The following is a 15,936-nucleotide window of genomic DNA, read 5'->3' as shown; positions in this document are numbered from 1 at the left end:
CCCTCCCTCCTGAACCGGGGCGGGACGGACGACCCGGGACCGCGCGCCGCCCTGCCCCATGCGCTGGCACGCGGTCCCTCCCGGGTCGGCGGCTGCGGTCAGATCGCGCGGAAGGGATAGGGGGAATTGGGCCGGGCATAGTCGCTGAGCTCCAGCGTGCGCGTGACCGGCGGCAAGGCGCGGTCGGGACAGGCGACGCGTTCGCACAGATGGCAGCGCGCGCCGATTGGAACGGCATCGACCGGCGGGGACGCCAGCCGGGTCAGCCCCGCGATCTGCGGGGCATATCGTTCGGCACATCCCAGGATGATCATCGACAGGGCACGGCCGGGCCGCGGCGGAATGGCCCGCGCGACCGTGATCCAGCGTTCCCCGTTCGGACTTTCCACCAGCGCCGTCACTGGTTCGCCGGGCTGGCGAAAGGCACGCTGAATGCCCCAGCGGGCACAGCCGCCCCCCGAATGGGCGACCCAAGCCCCATCCGACGTGCAGCGTTTCGACACGGCGCCCGCCCAGTCGATCTTCATCATGAACATCGGCACGCCGCGCGCATTGGGCCGCGTCAGCGTGACCAGCCGGTGCGCGGCCTGTTCGTAGCTGACACCGAACCGCGCCTTGATGAGGTCCATGTCGTGATTGCTGGCGCTAGCCAGATCGAGCGTCCGGCCATAGGGCATCAGGATCGCAGCCGCCGCATAATTGACCAGGGCGCGGCGCAGCAAGGCGCGGGTTTCGTCGTCTGGCGGCCCGGCCCGCGTCACCTCTGCCGCGATGCCATCGGCCAGCGCGCTTTCGGCTAGCCGGACGGCGACGGCGAACTGACGGCTCTGTTCGTCCAGCCGTTCCGACAGCATCATGCGGCGGCGGTGGAAATCATAATGCCAGCCCGCATCGACAAGGACCCCGTCCTCCACCAGTTGCACCCGGATGCCGTATCGATCCGCCAGCAGCGCGCGCATCGCCGGGCGCACCGTTTCCGGGCCGTTGCCCAGTTCCGCCGCCAGCCGTTCCGCCGCCTCGTCGATTTCGGGCAGGTGAAAGCGGCGCGTTTGCATCATGTCGCGCAGCCACTGCACCGCGTTGGAGGCGGAAACCGGGCGTGACGCGATCTGTTCGACCCGGCCCGGCATTTCGCGCAGGTCGGTGAGCGCGCGGTACAGGCGCAGGATCGCCTCGCTGACCGCCGGATAGTTTTCGGCGACCTCCATCACCTCGTGCCGGGCGATGCCGATGTCCTTGACCAGGCCGTCGGCGAACACCGATTGCAGATCAGCGACCTCGCCCTGCGCCGCGCCGGACACGAAGTCGCGCACATCTATTTCATAGGTGTTGGCGAGCCGCAGCAGCATCTGCGCGGTCAGCGGACGCTGATTGCGCTCAAGATGATTGAGATAGGAGGGCGAGACGCCCAGCTCCTCCGCCATCTGCGCCTGATTGAGGCCGAGTTCGCGGCGCAGCACCCGAAGGCGCGGGCCCAGATACAGCTTGCGGTCCTGATGCGTTGCCATTCGGACAAACTGTCAATTCATGACAATGTGCGCAAGTCGTAACATGACAGGCTGCCACTAATCGCCCTGACGCGCCGATGGGCTTTGCGCCATGCCGTGGCCAGAGACGAACATGAGGAACACGCGCATGGGCTATCAGGTCGAAATCGAACGGGCAGCGGACACGATCCGCAGCCATGGCACCCGCTGGGACGGCATCGGGGCGGAGGGGGTTGCGCGGATGCGGTTGCAGAACCGGTTCCGCACCGGGCTGGACATCGCCCGCCACACCGCCGCGATCCTGCGCGCGGACATGGCCGCCTATGACCGGAATCCGGCCGACTACACCCAGTCGCTGGGGGCATGGCACGGGTTCATCGCGCAGCAGCAGGTGATTTCGATGCGCAAGCATTTCGGATCGACCCGGCGGCGCTATCTGTACCTGTCCGGCTGGATGGTCGCGGCGCTGCGATCCGATTTCGGGCCGCTGCCCGATCAGTCGATGCATGAAAAGACCGCCGTTCCCGCGCTGATCGAGGAAATCTATACCTTTCTGAAGCAGGCGGATGCGCGCGAGCTGGGCATGATGTTCCGGACGCTCGACACCGCGCGGGCGGCGGGCGACATGGCCGAGGCGAACGCCATCGAGGCGCGGATCGACGGGTATCAGAGCCATGTCGTGCCGATCATCGCCGATATCGATGCCGGGTTCGGCAACGCCGAGGCGACGTACCTGTTGGCGCGCAAGATGATCGAGGCGGGAGCGTGCGCCCTCCAGATCGAGAACCAGGTGTCGGACGAAAAGCAGTGCGGGCATCAGGACGGCAAGGTGACGGTGCCGCACGACGAGTTCCTGGCCAAGATCCGGGCGTGCCGCCACGCATTCCTGGAACTGGGCGTCGATGACGGCGTGATCGTGGCGCGGACGGATTCGCTCGGCGCGGGCCTGACCAAGCAGATCGCGTTCAGCCGCGAGCCGGGCGACCTGGGCGACCAGTATAACCGGTTCCTGGATTGCGAGCCGGTGACGAACCTGAGCGCGATTGCGGGCGATGTGCTGATCGAACGCGACGGCGCGCTGGTGCGGCCCAAGCGGCTGGCGTCGAACCTGTTCCAGTTTCGCGAGGGGACGGGGGCTGACCGGGTGGTGCTGGATTGCATCACCGCGCTGGAACATGGCGCGGACCTCTTGTGGATCGAGACGGAGAAGCCGCATATCGAGCAGATCGCGTCGATGGTGGACCGTATCCGCGCGGTCGTGCCCGATGCCAAGCTGGTCTATAATAATTCGCCATCGTTCAACTGGACGCTGAATTTCCGCCAGCAAGTGTTTGATGCATGGTCGAAATCGGGCCGGGATGTCAGCGCCTATGAGCGGGATGCGCTGATGAGCGTCATCTATGACGGGACCGAGCTGGCGCAGGAGGCAGACGAGCGCATCCGGCGGTTCCAGCGGGAGGCGAGCGCGCGGGCGGGGATTTTCCACCACCTGATCACGCTGCCCACCTATCACACGGCGGCCCTGTCCACCGACCTGCTGGCGCGCGACTATTTCGGCGAGGCGGGGATGCTCGGCTATGTCGCCGGGGTTCAGCGGCGGGAGATCCGCGATGGCATTGCATGCGTCCGCCACCAGAACATGGCCGGATCGGACATCGGCGACGATCACAAGGAATATTTCGCCGGAGAGGCCGCGCTGAAGGCCGGCGGCGCGCACAACACCATGAACCAGTTCGCCTGACAGGAGAGGATGCGATGATGATCACGATGATGGAAACGCCCAAGCGTGAACGGACCAGCCCGGAACCGATGCGAGTTCGCCCGGTCTTTTCCAGCGAGGATTTCCGCCTGTTGAAGGCGGCGGTGCTGAGCCACCTGCAGCGCGAGGATGTGCAGGGCACGCCGGAATCGGTGAAATACAGCCATCTGTATCACCGGCTGGGGCGGCTTTGAGCACGACCCAAATGTGGTCCCAACCCAGGGGACTGGCGCTGCTCCCGCGTCAGTCCCTGTCGGCTGCGGCACGGGCCAGGCGGTCATTGATCGCCTGGCCGATGCCGTTCGGAGGCACCGGGGCGACGGCGATGGCGGAGGCCGGGCCGGCATCGGCGCGGTGCAGGCAGTCGAACAGCCGGGCGGCAGCCTCCACTGGGTCGCCGCAGGGCGACAGGCTGTCATCGCCCGCGATGGCACCATAGCCGATCAGCCATTCGCCGGGCCTTGTCGTGACGGCGTTCAGGCGCAGCGGCTTGGCCGGGGCGTAATGGCTGGTCATCATGCCCGGCGCGAGGATGTCGGTATCGGCGGCTCCGGCCAGCGGACGATCCAGCAGCGCGGCGATGGTGTCGCCGGTGATCGGGCCAGGCCGAAGCAGTCGCGCCCGATCCCCCACCAGCCCGATGATGGTCGATTCAAGCCCCGCGCGCGTCGGCCCGTCATCCAGGATCAGGGGAATGCGGCCATTCAGGCTGGTCAGCACATGATCGGCGCGGGTCGGGCTGATCCCGCCGCTCGCATTGGCGGAGGGTGCGGCAAGGGGTTTGCCCGTCGCCGCCAGCAACCCCTGCATCGCGCGGTGGGCGGGGACGCGAACGGCGATGCTGTCCAGCCCTGCCGTCACCAGCGAGGCGATGCCGCTGTCGGCACGAAGCGGCAGGACCAGGGTGAGGGGGCCGGGCCAGAACGCAGCCGCCAGCCGATCCGCCCGATCGTCGAAGATCGCCAGCCGCCGGGCTGCGTCCGCATCCGGCACATGGACGATCAGCGGGTTGAAACTCGGCCGCCCCTTTGACGCGTAGATGCCGGCTACCGCCTGCGAATCGGTGGCGTCCGCAGCCAGGCCGTAAACGGTTTCGGTGGGCACCGCGACGCAGCCGCCGGCACCGATCAACGCCGCCGCCTCTGCCAGCGCCGCCGTGCCGTAGGGTAAGGTGCGGGTGCTTTGAACGCTCACGATTCAGGCGCTATACCCTGCGGAAAACCGCGACAAGAGAGGATCCATGAGCTTCACCGCGCCCGTCACCGAACAGCGTTTCGTCCTGAACGTCGTCGCCGGCCTGTCAGACCTCGCCGACAGCGACCGCTTTGCCGCTGCCAGCGCCGATCTGGTCGATGCGGTGCTTGAGGGGGCGGGGCAATTCGCGGAGGGCGAATGGGCGCCGCTCGACCGGATCGGCGATACGGTGGGCGCGCGGCTGACCGAGGCGGGCGTGGTGCTGCCGGAGGGGTATCCGGCGGCGTACCGCGCCTATGTCGAGGGGGGCTGGGGCACGATCGGGTCGCCCGAGGCCTTTGGCGGGCAGGGCATGCCCTTTGCCCTGTCGACCGCGGTGCTGGAGACGCTGGGCGGGGCGAATATGGGCTTTGCATTGTGCCCGACGCTGACCGTCGGCGCGATCGAGGCGCTGACCCATCATGGCAGCCCGGAGCAGCAGGCGCTGTACCTGCCCAAACTGGCGACCGGCGAATGGACCGGCACCATGAACCTGACCGAGCCGCAGGCGGGCAGCGATGTCGGTGCGCTGCGGGCCAAGGCCGAGCCGTTGGGCGACGGTCGGTTCAGCATTTCGGGCACGAAAATCTATATCAGTTTCGGCGACCATGACCTGGCCGACAACATCGTCCACCTGGTGCTGGCGCGCACGCCCGGCGCGCCGGAGGGGACGCGCGGCCTCAGCCTGTTCCTGGTGCCGAAATACCGGTTGAATGCGGACGGGACGCCGGGCGAATTCAACGACATTCGCGTCGTATCCATCGAGCACAAGATGGGCCTGCACGCATCGCCCACCTGCGTCCTGTCGTTCGGCGATAACAGCGATTGCATGGGCGAGCTGATCGGGCCGGAGCATGGCGGCATGCGCGCGATGTTCACGATGATGAACAATGCGCGGCTGAACGTCGGGCTGCAGGGGGTGCAGGTGGCCGAGCGGGCGACGCAGCGCGCCGTCGCCTATGCCCGCGACCGGGTGCAATCGGCGCGGGCGGGTTCTGCGGACAAGGCGCCTGTCGCGATCATCGAGCATCCCGACGTTCGCCGGATGCTGATGCGGATGAAGGCGCAGACCATGGCCGCCCGTGCGCTGGTCTATTATGCGGCGGGACAGGTGGACCGGGCGACGCTGGGCGACGAAGACGCGCGGGGCCGGGTCGATCTGGTGACGCCGCTGGCCAAGGCGCACGGCACCGATATCGGCAACGAAGTCGCCAGCATCGGCATCCAGGTGCATGGCGGCATGGGCTATATCGAGGAAACCGGCGCGGCCCAGCATTTCCGCGATGCGCGCATCACGCCGATCTATGAAGGCACCAATGGCATCCAGGCGGCCGATCTGGTCGGGCGCAAGCTGGGGCTGGACAATGGCGGCGTGTTCACCCGGTTCGTGGCTATGATGGCAGGGGATGCGCGGCATCCGGTGCTGAGCCAGTTGATTGCGGAGGTCGATGCGATCGGGCGGGGCATGATGGGGATGGGGGCGGACGACCGGCTGGCGGCCAGCTATCCGTTCCTGACCATGGCGTCGGTCGCCACCTGTGGCTGGCTGATGGAGCGGCAGTCGGTGGCGCTGGACGACTGGCAGGGCGATCCGCAGTTCGCGGCGATGAAGCGGGCGGCCATCCGCTTCTATCTGGACCAGATCCTGCCGGAGGCGCTTGGGCTGGCCCATGCCGCGCGCGCGGGCGCGGACCCGCTCTACGCCGTACCGCCCGAGGCGTTCGCCGCCTGAACCGTCAGGCGGCGAGCGGGGCGGTGTCGCCGGGCTGGACCGACACGAACAGCCCGGCACCGGACTGGCTGCCGCCAGCCAGCGGGATCGCCGTCGCGCAATGCGCACATTCGGCGGTGATGCGCCCGACCAGCCAGTGGCTGTTGCCGCATCCGGGGCAATGATTGGGCTCGTCCGCGTGATAGGTGATCCGGTAACCGCCCTGTTCCAGGATCAGCGGGTGCTTGTACGACGCCATTGGCCACCTCCATCATCAACGTATCACAAAAGCGGACGACGAGACGCCCCGTTCCATCGACGGAGCGATTTTTCCTGTGGATTGAGTCAAAAATGTCACCCCCCTGTCCGGGGGGAGGGGGATCAGGCCGTGGCGCGATCCAGCAGGTCGTCGGCGGTCAGGCCGAGCAGCGCGATCTGTTCCTGAACCCGGGGCCAGGTGCCCGCCAGAAAGCGTTCCCGCTCGACGGCGCGCAGCCGCTCGGCGGTACCGGGCAAAACGAACATGCCGACGCCGCGCCGCACCTCGACATAGCCATCGTCCTGGAACCGCTGATAGGCCTTGGCAACGGTCAGCGGATTGGCGCCATGTTCGGCGGCAAGGGCGCGGACGGACGGAAGCTGATCGCCGGCGCGGTACTGACCCTTCAGGATCGCGGCGACGATGGTCGCGCGGAGCCGCAGATAGACCGGGCTTTCGTCATGTTCGATCAGCGCCATAGGATGGTAATACACCAGATGACGCAACTGTCCAGCAGGAACGAACGTGGTCAGCCGCGCCAGATCGAGACGATATCCTCGATGGCCGGGCGGGGCCGCTCCTCCAGTGGTTTGGCGGGTGAGCCGATGAAAACAAAGCCGGCGATCCGTTCGTTTGCCGCACCGAAAGCGTCCCGCACCGCGTCGGAATAGGTCGGCCAGCCGGTCAGCCAGCCGCCGACATAGCCGTGCGCATGGACGGCATGGAGCAGGTTCATCGTCGCGGCACCGGTGGACAATTCCTGTTCCCATGCCGGGATATGGCTGTGTTTCGGCGAATGGAGCACGACGACCAGGGCCGGGGCGTGGTGCGCGAACGTCTCCATCGCCTCGATCTCCAGACGCCCCGCCTCCGGCTTTTCGGCGCGATAGGCGCTGGTCAACAGGTCGGACAGCGCATCGCGCGCATCCGGCGGCACGATGACGAAGCGCCAGGGGGCGAGCTTGCCATGATCGGGCGTGCGGGCGGCAAGCGCGATCATCCCGCGCAGTTCAGCCTCATCCGGCCCAGGGGCCACCATCTCGCGCGGGCGGCCCGACCGGCGGGTGGCAAGCAGGGTCAGCGGGCTCGTGCGATCGTTGAAGGTCATGAACGGCGATCTAGGGCGGTACGCACCCGCGCACAATAATTGCTTGGCAAGCCGATTTTGCCGTTTAGGCTGCGACGCCATGCCGGGTCGTGGGCGGGCATTGCCGCATCAGCCGACCTTATTCGATAAAAGGGTACCGCTTTGCCGTCGTTGAAACCAATTGCCGCCTGGGCCGAGGCCGACTGGATCTTCGCTATCGCGATCGTCGTCCTGTTCGGGTTCCTGTCCGCCGGGGCGCTGATCGCCACCAGCCGCAAGCCGGAAGTCGCAGGCCATCCCAAGGGCCTGTTCATGCTGTTCTTCGCCGAGATGTGGGAACGGTTTTCCTATTACGGGATGCGCGCCATCCTGATCTTTTACCTGACGCAGCACTGGCTGTTTTCCGACGGCAAGTCGAACCTGATCTACGGTGCCTATACCAGCCTCGTGTACATCACGCCCGTGCTGGGCGGCTATCTGGCCGACCGGTATCTGGGCCAGCGCAAGGCGGTGATGTTCGGCGGCCTGTTGCTGGCGGCTGGCCATTCGCTGATGGCGGTCGAGGGCACCGGGGGTCAGGATGATCCGACGATCAACATTTTCTGGGCGGCGCTCGCCTTTATCATCGTGGGTTCCGGGTTCCTTAAGGCCAATATCTCGGTGATGGTGGGCCAGCTCTACAACCTGACCGATACCCGGCGCGATGCGGCCTATACAATCTTCTACATGGGCATCAATGTCGGTGCGGCGCTGGGCACCATCCTGGTCGCCTATCTGGGCCAGACACTTGGCTGGGGCTTCGGCTTTGGCCTGGCTGGGATCGGGATGCTGGCGGGCCTGATCGTGTTCGTGCTGGGCAAAAAGGTGCTGAACGGCGCGGGCGAAGCGCCGCGACCGCTTGCCCGGTCGACCGAACTGGGGCTTTACGGCGTCGGCCTGGCCTCGGTTGCGGTGATCTGGGGCCTGGTCCAGTATCAGGACGTCATTCAGGGCCTGCTCGCCGTGTCCGGCGTCGCGCTGCTCGGCTATGTGCTGTACGAGAGCTTCAAGCTGGAGAAGGAACCGCGCGAGCGGATGTTCGCTATCCTGTTCCTCATCTCGCTCAATCCGATCTTCTGGGGTCTGTTCGAACAGGCGGGCGGATCGATGAACCTGTTCACCAACGAATATGTCGATCGGGGCGGGGTGCCCGCTGGTATCTTCCAGTCGATCAACCCGATTTACATCATCCTGTTCGCGCCGATCTTCGCCGGCTTGTGGCAATGGCTGGGCAAGCGCGGGCTGGAACCATCGGCCCCGGCCAAGTTCGGCATCGCCTTGCTTCAGATGGGTGCCGCCAACCTGGTGCTGGTGTTCGGCGCGCGGGCATGGGGCATCGAGGCGATGACGCCGGTGTTCCTGGTCTTTGCCTATTACCTGCTGGCGACGACGGCCGAGCTGTGCCTGTCACCGGTCGGCCTGTCGGCAATGAACCGGCTGGCGCCGAAGTTCCTGGCATCGCTGATCATGGGCGCCTGGTTCTATATGACGGCGGTCGGCAATTTCGTCGCTGGCAAGATCGGCGAGGCGACGGGCGGCCATGACGGCCAGATGACCAAGACCGGCCTGCTGGACGTATATGGCCTGTTCGGCTGGATCGCCATCGGCGTCGGTGTTGCAGTGCTGTTGTTCAGCCCGGTGGTTCGGCGCTGGATGCACCTGGACACGCTGCGCGACGATGGCGACCACGCAGTCGATGCGCTGGCAGAACCGGAGGCGGCCGTGCCGCCGCGTCCCGCAAGCTTCTGATCGAGACGAGGCGATGCCGGCCATGATCACGCTGATCCTTGCCTGCATCGCCTTTGTCGGCACGCATTTCCTGTTGTCCCATCCGCTTCGTGCGCCGATCGTTGCGCGGCTGGGGGCGAACGGGTTTCTGGGCGTCTATTCGCTCGTCGCCTTTGCCACGCTGGGGTGGATGGCACATGTCTATCAGACGATGCCGCCCCAGGCGCCGCTATGGGCGGTCGGCGACGGTTTGTGGGCGGCAGGCACGATCGTCATGTGGCTGGGCGCGGTGCTGTTTGCCGGGTCGCTGATCCGCAATCCGGCGCTGCCCGATCCAAAGGGGCCGCCCGCTCAAGTGCCAGTGCCGAAGGGCGTGTTCGCCATCACCCGCCATCCGATGATGTGGGGGTTCGGCCTGTGGGCGCTGGTCCATGCGGCCGTCTTCCCGATCCCCGCGAATTTGGTACTGACCGCTGCCATCGCCGTGCTGGCGCTGGTCGGGGCGGCGTTGCAGGATGCGAAGAAGCGCGCGTTGCAGCCGGATTTCTGGCCGCAATGGCAGCGGGCGACCAGTTACCGGCCATTCGCTGCGCTCATCGGCGGGCGGGTGCCGTGGGCCGCCGCCTTTCCCGGGGCGCATGCGCTGGGTGCCGGCACGGTGATCTGGGCCGCCGCGACCTGGGCGCACATGCCCTTGGCCGGGGTGGCGGCAGGCATCTGGCGCTGGATCGGCTGACGCCCGATCAGTTCAGGCCATCGCTGCGAGCAGCGACGCCGTCGAGACGAACGCAAAGGCGATCGAGCTGTCCGCCACGCCGTAGGGGATGAAGATGCGGTCACCCTGTCGCATCCCGCCACAGCTATAGACGACGTTGGGGACATAGCCCTCGCGGTCCTCGTCCGCTGCCGACAGGATCGGGTGCGGGGTGCGGCCCAGCACCTTTGACGGATCATCCTTGTCCAGCAGCACTGCGCCGATCGAGTATTTGCGCATGGCGCCGACCCCGTGGGTCAGAAGGAGCCAGCCCTCGTCCAGCTCGATGGGCGGGCCGCAATTGCCGATCTGGACCAGTTCCCAGGGATAATGCGGCGTCAGCAGCTTTTCGCCCTCGTCCCAATGCGTCAGGCTGTCGGAGCGGATGAGGAACAGATTTTCCCCGTCCTGCCGTCCGATCATCCAGTAGCTGCCCCCGATCATGCGCGGAAACAGGCCCATGCCCTTGTTCCGCGCTGCGCTGCCCGTCATCGGCACCAGGTCGAAATTGCGGAAATCGCGGGTCCGCAGCATCTCCGACTGGATTGCCGAGCCATTATAGGCGGTATAGGTGCCCAGCCATTCGACGCTGCCGTCGGGGTGGGTGAAGTGGACGAGGCGCAGATCCTCCAGCCCCTTTGACTGGGCATGGGTGATGGGGAAGATCACGGTGCCGGACAGGGTGCTGTCGCGGTGACGGCACACGGTTACCGGACCCTCCGGAATCTCTTCGCCATCGATATCGACGGCCGTGGCAAAGGGCGGTTCGGGCGACAGGCGCAGTTCGTTGCCGGGACCGATGATCCCTTCGCGGAACGCGACCGACGAAATATGCCCTTCGCCCACCGCGCGCATCGACATCAGGATGCGGGTCGATCCCTTCGGCATGCCGGACTGGTCGAAATGCGGCACGGCGCTGGGGTTCATCAAGGCGGCGGCGGCATAGCTGTATTCGTGGCAGAAATAGGCGCCGATCAGCTGGCGCTTGTCGTCGCCGATCGCGCTGCCATCCAGTTTGAGCAGTGCCGCGATCTGATCGTAACGGGTCATGAACACCCGGCGCGTCTGCCAATGGCGCGCCTCGAAATCTTTAAGGACCACCTCCAGCTGAAGTCGCGCCTCTCGTGGGGACATGGCCAGCACGCCCTGGACCAGCCGTTCCGTCCGGCTTGGGCCGCCGCCATTGGATGCCCAGCCGATATGGAAAGGCCGGACCACCACGCGCGACGGATCGGCGGCCAGCCGGTCCGGATGGTGATACAGGTCGAGCATCAATGTCCCCCGCGTGCGAACCGTTCGTTGCGCTGCCGCAGCAGGTGATGCCTCAGGCAGCGCGTTCCTGACCGTCTGACACGGATTCACGACGGTTTGAAAGAGCCGAAATCGCACAAGAGGCAAGCTGCAGCGCCAAAATCGACTCAGCGCCTTGATTGCGGTTCAGCCCGCCCGGCATCAGACCGTCGAAACAGCCGCCGTCGCTGCCGCTGGCCAGCGGCAGGTCGAGGTCGTTGGCGCCCAGATACCAGCGATAGGCGCGCTCGCCCTCGTCGATCCAGCGGGTCGAGCCGCTGGCGGCATAGGCGGCGGCGCAGGCGTCGATGGTCGCCTGCGCCTCCAGCGGTTGCTGGTCGAAGGGAAGCGGATCGGCATATTCCCGTCCGAAACTGTCGGTGCCGACGGCGCGGAACCGCCCCTGCGGCGTGGTCTGACGACCGACGATCCAATCGAGCGTCGCCAACCCGACATCGACGAAATCCTGTCGTTCCAGCACGCATCCGGCCCTGAGCAGCGCCTCTGGCAGGCGGGCATTGTCATAGGCCAGCACGATTTCGAACCATTCCCATTCGGGGCGGCGCGACGCATCGAGCAGGGCGATCATTTCCTCGCCGAACCGGGTCAGCACGGTGCGCGACAGATCATGGTCGGGCCGCGCCTCCAGATAGGCGGCGGCGCCCAGCATGGCGAAGGCGCGTGCCCGGGGACTGCCCAGTTCCAGTGCGATCGGCATGGTCCGTTCGAACCATTCGCCGGCCCAGGCGCGGTGTTTCGGCATCCGCCCCTCCGCTGCGCCAACCCCCAGCGCCCATAGCGTGCGGCCGTTCGAATCCTCCGACCCGGTGTCCTCCAGCCAGCGCCGGTCGAACCCCATGAAGTTGCGGAACCGGCGGGCATCGGGATTCCAGGCATGCTGGATGAACGAGGCATAGACGGTGGTCCAGCGATCGCGTGTCGCATCGTCCAGCGGATCGATCCGGTGCATCAGGATGAAGGCGCGGGCATTGTCGTCGATGCAATAGCCATGGCGCCGGTCGGGCACCGAATGGATGGCATGCTGCAACATGCCCGTCGCATCGCTCATTCGCAGGACCGCCGACAAGTCGGCGGCCAATGGCCGGTTCGCGATCGCCTGTTCGACGCGCAGCGCGCGCGGCTGCCGCTGGATCGCGTCGCCGATCACGTCGATCATCCGCTCGGCCAGCCGCCGCCACAGCATTGTCCGGCCGCGGGCATAGGCACGCGCAGACAGCGCGTCGCGGCGGTCCGGCTCGTCCAGCAGCCCGCGGATCGCTGTCGCAAACGCCGCGCTGTCGTTGAACGGCACCAGGATACCGTGATTGTCCGCCAGGATTTCGGTCGCGTGGACATAGGGCGTCGACACGACCGCCGCGCCGACGCCGACTGCGTAGGACAGGGTGCCCGATGTGATCTGAGCCGGGTTGGGATAGGGCGTGGCATAGACGTCGGCCGCCTGCAGGTAATCAAGCAGTTCCGACTGTTCGACGAACCCGTCGATGAAGCGGACATGATCCGCCACGCCGAGCGCCGCCGCCTCTGCCTTCAGCCGGTCGCGATAGGCCTCGCCCTCATGCGCCACAAGATTGGGGTGGGTTGCGCCCAATACGACGTACAGCGCCTCCGGATGGGCCTCGACCACCGACGGCATGGCGGCGATCAGCGTCTCGATCCCCTTTGACGGGGCGAGCAGGCCGAATGTCAGCACGACCTTTCGACCCTGCCAGCCGAAGCGGTCCTTCATCGAATCCGGGGCCACCAGCGTCCGGTCCGGCACGCCGTGGGGAATGGTGATGACCTTTCGCGTGTCGGTGCCGTGCGTCCGCATCAGGATCTCGCGGCCCTTTTCGGCCATCACGATCACCCGGGCCGCACGCGCAAGCAGCGCGTCCATCACTCGCCGTTCGTCGGCACTGGGGCGTTCAAGGACGGTGTGCAGCGTAACGACGACCGGGATGGTCAGCCGGTCGAGCAGAGCCAGCAGATGCTCGCCCGCCGCGCCGCCATAGATGCCGTATTCGTGCTGGACCCAAAGCGCCTGGGCGCCCGATGCCTCGATCCGGCGGGCGGCGTCCAGATAGGCGGCCCGGTCCGGCTGCTGGATGCTGTGAATGACCGCTGGTGGATAGGCATAACCCTCTGCGCGGTCGTCCATCGCATATACGTCGACGCGCAGGTCGGGATAACGCTCGGTCAGGGCGGCGTGGCAATCGGTGGTGAACGTCGCCAGCCCGCATTGGCGGGGCAGGAAATTGCCGAGCAATGCCACATGGCCGGTCTCAGCCGGCGCAACAGTCGAATGCGCCATATCGCTCTGTTCCTTGTCGGTTCGGTCGACCGGCCATCCCGCCGGTCGCACCCCATAAACCGCACATGAACAATATGGTTGCAGTGATGCTGCACTGCAATGAAATAAATCTGCCGCAATTTCCGTCCGTTACGAAACGATCACGGAAAATACCGCAAAATCAGCCGCGCCCGCGATAGCCGGGCACGCCCTGGTCCGGCAGCCACAGCCCGGCGGGCGGTTCCCCGGATTGCCAGAACACGTCGATAGGGATGCCGCCGCGGGGATACCAGTAACCGCCGATGCGCAACCATTTCGGCTGCATTTCGTCGAACAGCCGCCGGCCGATCCCGACGGTGCAGTTTTCATGGAATGCCTGATGGTTGCGAAAGCTGCCCAGAAACAGCTTCAGCGATTTGGATTCGACGATGGTCTGGTCCGGGGCATAGTCGATCACCAGATGGGCGAAATCCGGCTGCGCCGTCACGGGGCAGAGCGACGTGAATTCCGGCGCGACGAAGCGCACCAGATAGAGCTGCCCAGCCTGCGGGTTGGGCACATAGTCCAGCACCGCTTCTTCGGGCGTTTGGGGCAGGTCGGCGGCCTGGCCAAGGAATTTGGGTGTCATGGTTCGCGCATGTATGGCGGCGGCCGGTTCAATGCAATTCACCCTGCTCCGTCAGGGGGACTTGATGATGTAGCAAAGCCGTTCGGAAAGGATCGCCCCCCATGGCCTTAGACATCGATACGCTGATCCCGGTGCTCGGCGATCAGCTGAGCTGCGGGCTTTCCGCCCTGCGCGATGCCGACCCGGCGACCAGCGTCATCCTGATGATGGAGGTGGACGAGGAGGCGACCTATGTCCGCCATCACGTCCGCAAGATCGCGTTCCTGTTTTCGGCGATGCGGCATCACGCGGCGGCACTGCGGGAAGCGGGCTGGAGGGTGGATTATGTCGCGCTGGACGATCCCGGCAATGCGGGCAGCTTTACCGGTGAGCTGGCGCGCGCAGTCGAACGCCACGCGCCCCGGCGGATCGTGGCGACGGAGGCTGGAGAATGGCGGGTGCGCCAGGCGCAGGACCAGTGGGCCGACAAGTTCGATTGCGAGGTGGACGTGCGCGAGGACGACCGGTTCGTCGCCACTCACGCCGAATTCGATGCCTGGGCCGAGGGGCGCAAGCAGCTGCGCATGGAGTATTTCTATCGCGAGATGCGGCGCAAGACCGGGCTTTTGCTTGACGGCGACGGCAAGCCGGAAGGCGGCGAGTGGAATTACGACAAGGAGAACCGCAAGCCCGCCGAACGCGACCTGTTGATGCCAAAGCCATTGTCCTTTTCCCCGGACGACGAAACGGCGGCGGTCATGAAGCTGGTGGCGGACCGGTTCGCCGACCATCCGGGCCGGCTCGACGGGTTCGATTTCGCGGTGACCCGCGCCGATGCGCTGGCCCAGCAGGCGCAGTTCTTGAAGCACGCGCTGCCTCGCTTCGGTGACTATCAGGACGCGATGCTGACCGGCGAGCCGTTCCTTTGGCATTCGATCCTGTCGCCCTATCTGAATTGCGGCCTGCTTGATCCGCTGGAATTGTGCCGGCTGGCGGAGGCCGAATATGCCGAGGGGCGCGCGCCGCTGAACGCGGTCGAGGGGTTCATCCGCCAGATCATCGGGTGGCGCGAATATGTGCGCGGCATCTATTGGCGGGAGGGGCCGGACTATACCAGCCGCAACTTCCTGGAGGCGAAGCGGCCGCTGCCCGAATTCTACTGGACCGGCGAGACGGACATGCACTGCCTGGCCCAGGCGATCGGCCAGACGCTCGACCTGGCCTATGCCCACCATATCCAGCGGTTGATGATCACCGGCAATTTCGCGCTGCTGATCGGGGCCGATCCGGCCGAGGTCCAGCGCTGGTATCTGGAGGTCTATGCCGACGCCTATGAATGGGTGGAGGCACCGAACACGCTGGGGATGAGCCAGTTCGGCGACGGGGGCCTGCTGGCGTCCAAACCCTATGCCTCGTCGGGTGCCTATATCGACCGGATGAGCGATTATTGCGGGCATTGCCGCTATGACGTCAAACAGCGCACGGGGCCGAAGGCGTGCCCGTTCAACGCGCTCTATTGGGATTTCCTGGGCCGCAATGCCGACAAGCTGGGCAACAACCAGCGGCTGGCCATGCCCTATCGCAACTGGGCGCGGATGAAGGATGCGGACAAGCGCGCGCTGAAGGCGCAGGCAGAGGGGTTTCTGGCGCGGCTGGATGCAGGCGAGAGAGTTTGAGGCTTGTCTGATATCC

General features: G+C 66.0%; 14 protein-coding genes. 6 read left to right on the top strand and 8 right to left on the bottom strand.

Annotation, left to right across the window (positions count from 1 at the left end):
• Window positions 1-98 precede the first annotated feature (98 nt).
• Entirely contained in the window at window positions 99-1,508 is a 1,410-nt protein-coding gene (locus ACPVPU_RS12200) for a helix-turn-helix domain-containing protein (RefSeq protein WP_448658219.1), read from the bottom strand.
• 127 nt (window positions 1,509-1,635) lie between these two features.
• Here ACPVPU_RS12200 and ACPVPU_RS12195 point away from each other — a divergent pair, with 127 nt between their 5' ends.
• Together ACPVPU_RS12195 and ACPVPU_RS12190 are read left to right on the top strand one after the other, a co-directional pair.
• Window positions 1,636-3,228, top strand: coding sequence for an isocitrate lyase (locus tag ACPVPU_RS12195; protein WP_448660508.1), 1,593 nt, complete (start codon window positions 1,636-1,638; stop codon window positions 3,226-3,228).
• A gap of 17 nt (window positions 3,229-3,245) precedes the next feature.
• The gene (locus tag ACPVPU_RS12190) at window positions 3,246-3,440 is read left to right on the top strand and encodes a hypothetical protein (protein ID WP_448660507.1); all 195 of its coding nucleotides are present in this window, start codon (window positions 3,246-3,248) and stop codon (window positions 3,438-3,440) included.
• A gap of 49 nt (window positions 3,441-3,489) precedes the next feature.
• Here ACPVPU_RS12190 and ACPVPU_RS12185 read toward each other — a convergent pair whose 3' ends face one another.
• Window positions 3,490-4,440 (bottom strand): L-threonylcarbamoyladenylate synthase, encoded by a 951-nt coding sequence (locus ACPVPU_RS12185; protein WP_448658218.1) that lies wholly within the window; start codon window positions 4,438-4,440, stop codon window positions 3,490-3,492.
• A 46-nt stretch (window positions 4,441-4,486) separates the two neighbouring features.
• On the opposite strand from ACPVPU_RS12185, the gene ACPVPU_RS12180 reads away from it, so the two are divergent.
• A complete protein-coding gene (locus ACPVPU_RS12180; protein WP_448658216.1) occupies window positions 4,487-6,211 on the top strand; it encodes an acyl-CoA dehydrogenase in 1,725 nt (574 codons plus the stop codon).
• A gap of 4 nt (window positions 6,212-6,215) precedes the next feature.
• On the opposite strand, the gene ACPVPU_RS12175 is transcribed toward ACPVPU_RS12180, so the two are convergent.
• The 3 genes from ACPVPU_RS12175 to ACPVPU_RS12165 all read right to left on the bottom strand — a co-directional run bounded on the left by ACPVPU_RS12175 (window position 6,216) and on the right by ACPVPU_RS12165 (window position 7,557).
• Window positions 6,216-6,449 (bottom strand): hypothetical protein, encoded by a 234-nt coding sequence (locus ACPVPU_RS12175; protein WP_448658215.1) that lies wholly within the window; start codon window positions 6,447-6,449, stop codon window positions 6,216-6,218.
• A gap of 122 nt (window positions 6,450-6,571) precedes the next feature.
• Window positions 6,572-6,928, bottom strand: a complete 357-nt coding sequence (locus ACPVPU_RS12170) for a GntR family transcriptional regulator (protein WP_448658214.1) — start codon at window positions 6,926-6,928, stop codon at window positions 6,572-6,574.
• Between the two features lie 50 nt (window positions 6,929-6,978).
• The gene (locus tag ACPVPU_RS12165) at window positions 6,979-7,557 is read right to left on the bottom strand and encodes a nitroreductase family protein (protein ID WP_448658213.1); all 579 of its coding nucleotides are present in this window, start codon (window positions 7,555-7,557) and stop codon (window positions 6,979-6,981) included.
• Window positions 7,558-7,707: 150 nt separating this feature from the next.
• Here ACPVPU_RS12165 and ACPVPU_RS12160 point away from each other — a divergent pair, with 150 nt between their 5' ends.
• Together ACPVPU_RS12160 and ACPVPU_RS12155 are read left to right on the top strand one after the other, a co-directional pair.
• Entirely contained in the window at window positions 7,708-9,324 is a 1,617-nt protein-coding gene (locus tag ACPVPU_RS12160; protein WP_448660506.1) for a peptide MFS transporter, read from the top strand.
• Between the two features lie 13 nt (window positions 9,325-9,337).
• Window positions 9,338-10,039 carry an NnrU family protein gene (locus ACPVPU_RS12155; protein ID WP_448658212.1) on the top strand — a complete coding sequence of 234 codons (702 nt, stop codon included), beginning with the start codon at window positions 9,338-9,340 and terminating at the stop codon, window positions 10,037-10,039.
• A 12-nt stretch (window positions 10,040-10,051) separates the two neighbouring features.
• Here the strand turns inward: ACPVPU_RS12155 and ACPVPU_RS12150 are convergent, their stop codons facing one another.
• From ACPVPU_RS12150 to queF, 3 genes are all read right to left on the bottom strand, one after another.
• Window positions 10,052-11,329, bottom strand: a complete 1,278-nt coding sequence (locus ACPVPU_RS12150) for a glycoside hydrolase family 130 protein (protein WP_448658211.1) — start codon at window positions 11,327-11,329, stop codon at window positions 10,052-10,054.
• Between the two features lie 52 nt (window positions 11,330-11,381).
• On the bottom strand, window positions 11,382-13,658 hold the full coding sequence (locus ACPVPU_RS12145; RefSeq protein WP_448658210.1) for a glycosyltransferase: 2,277 nt from the start codon (window positions 13,656-13,658) through the stop codon (window positions 11,382-11,384).
• Between the two features lie 160 nt (window positions 13,659-13,818).
• Complete coding sequence (gene queF, locus ACPVPU_RS12140; protein ID WP_448658209.1) at window positions 13,819-14,265, bottom strand: preQ(1) synthase; 447 nt, start codon at window positions 14,263-14,265, stop codon at window positions 13,819-13,821.
• A 101-nt stretch (window positions 14,266-14,366) separates the two neighbouring features.
• On the opposite strand from queF, the gene ACPVPU_RS12135 reads away from it, so the two are divergent.
• On the top strand, window positions 14,367-15,920 hold the full coding sequence (locus ACPVPU_RS12135; RefSeq protein WP_448658208.1) for a cryptochrome/photolyase family protein: 1,554 nt from the start codon (window positions 14,367-14,369) through the stop codon (window positions 15,918-15,920).
• Window positions 15,921-15,936: the final 16 nt, after the last annotated feature.

Source organism: Sphingomonas paludis (assembly GCF_053502515.1).
Note: the sequence above shows the minus strand (reverse complement) of the source record. Positions and strands in the feature narration are given on the sequence as shown.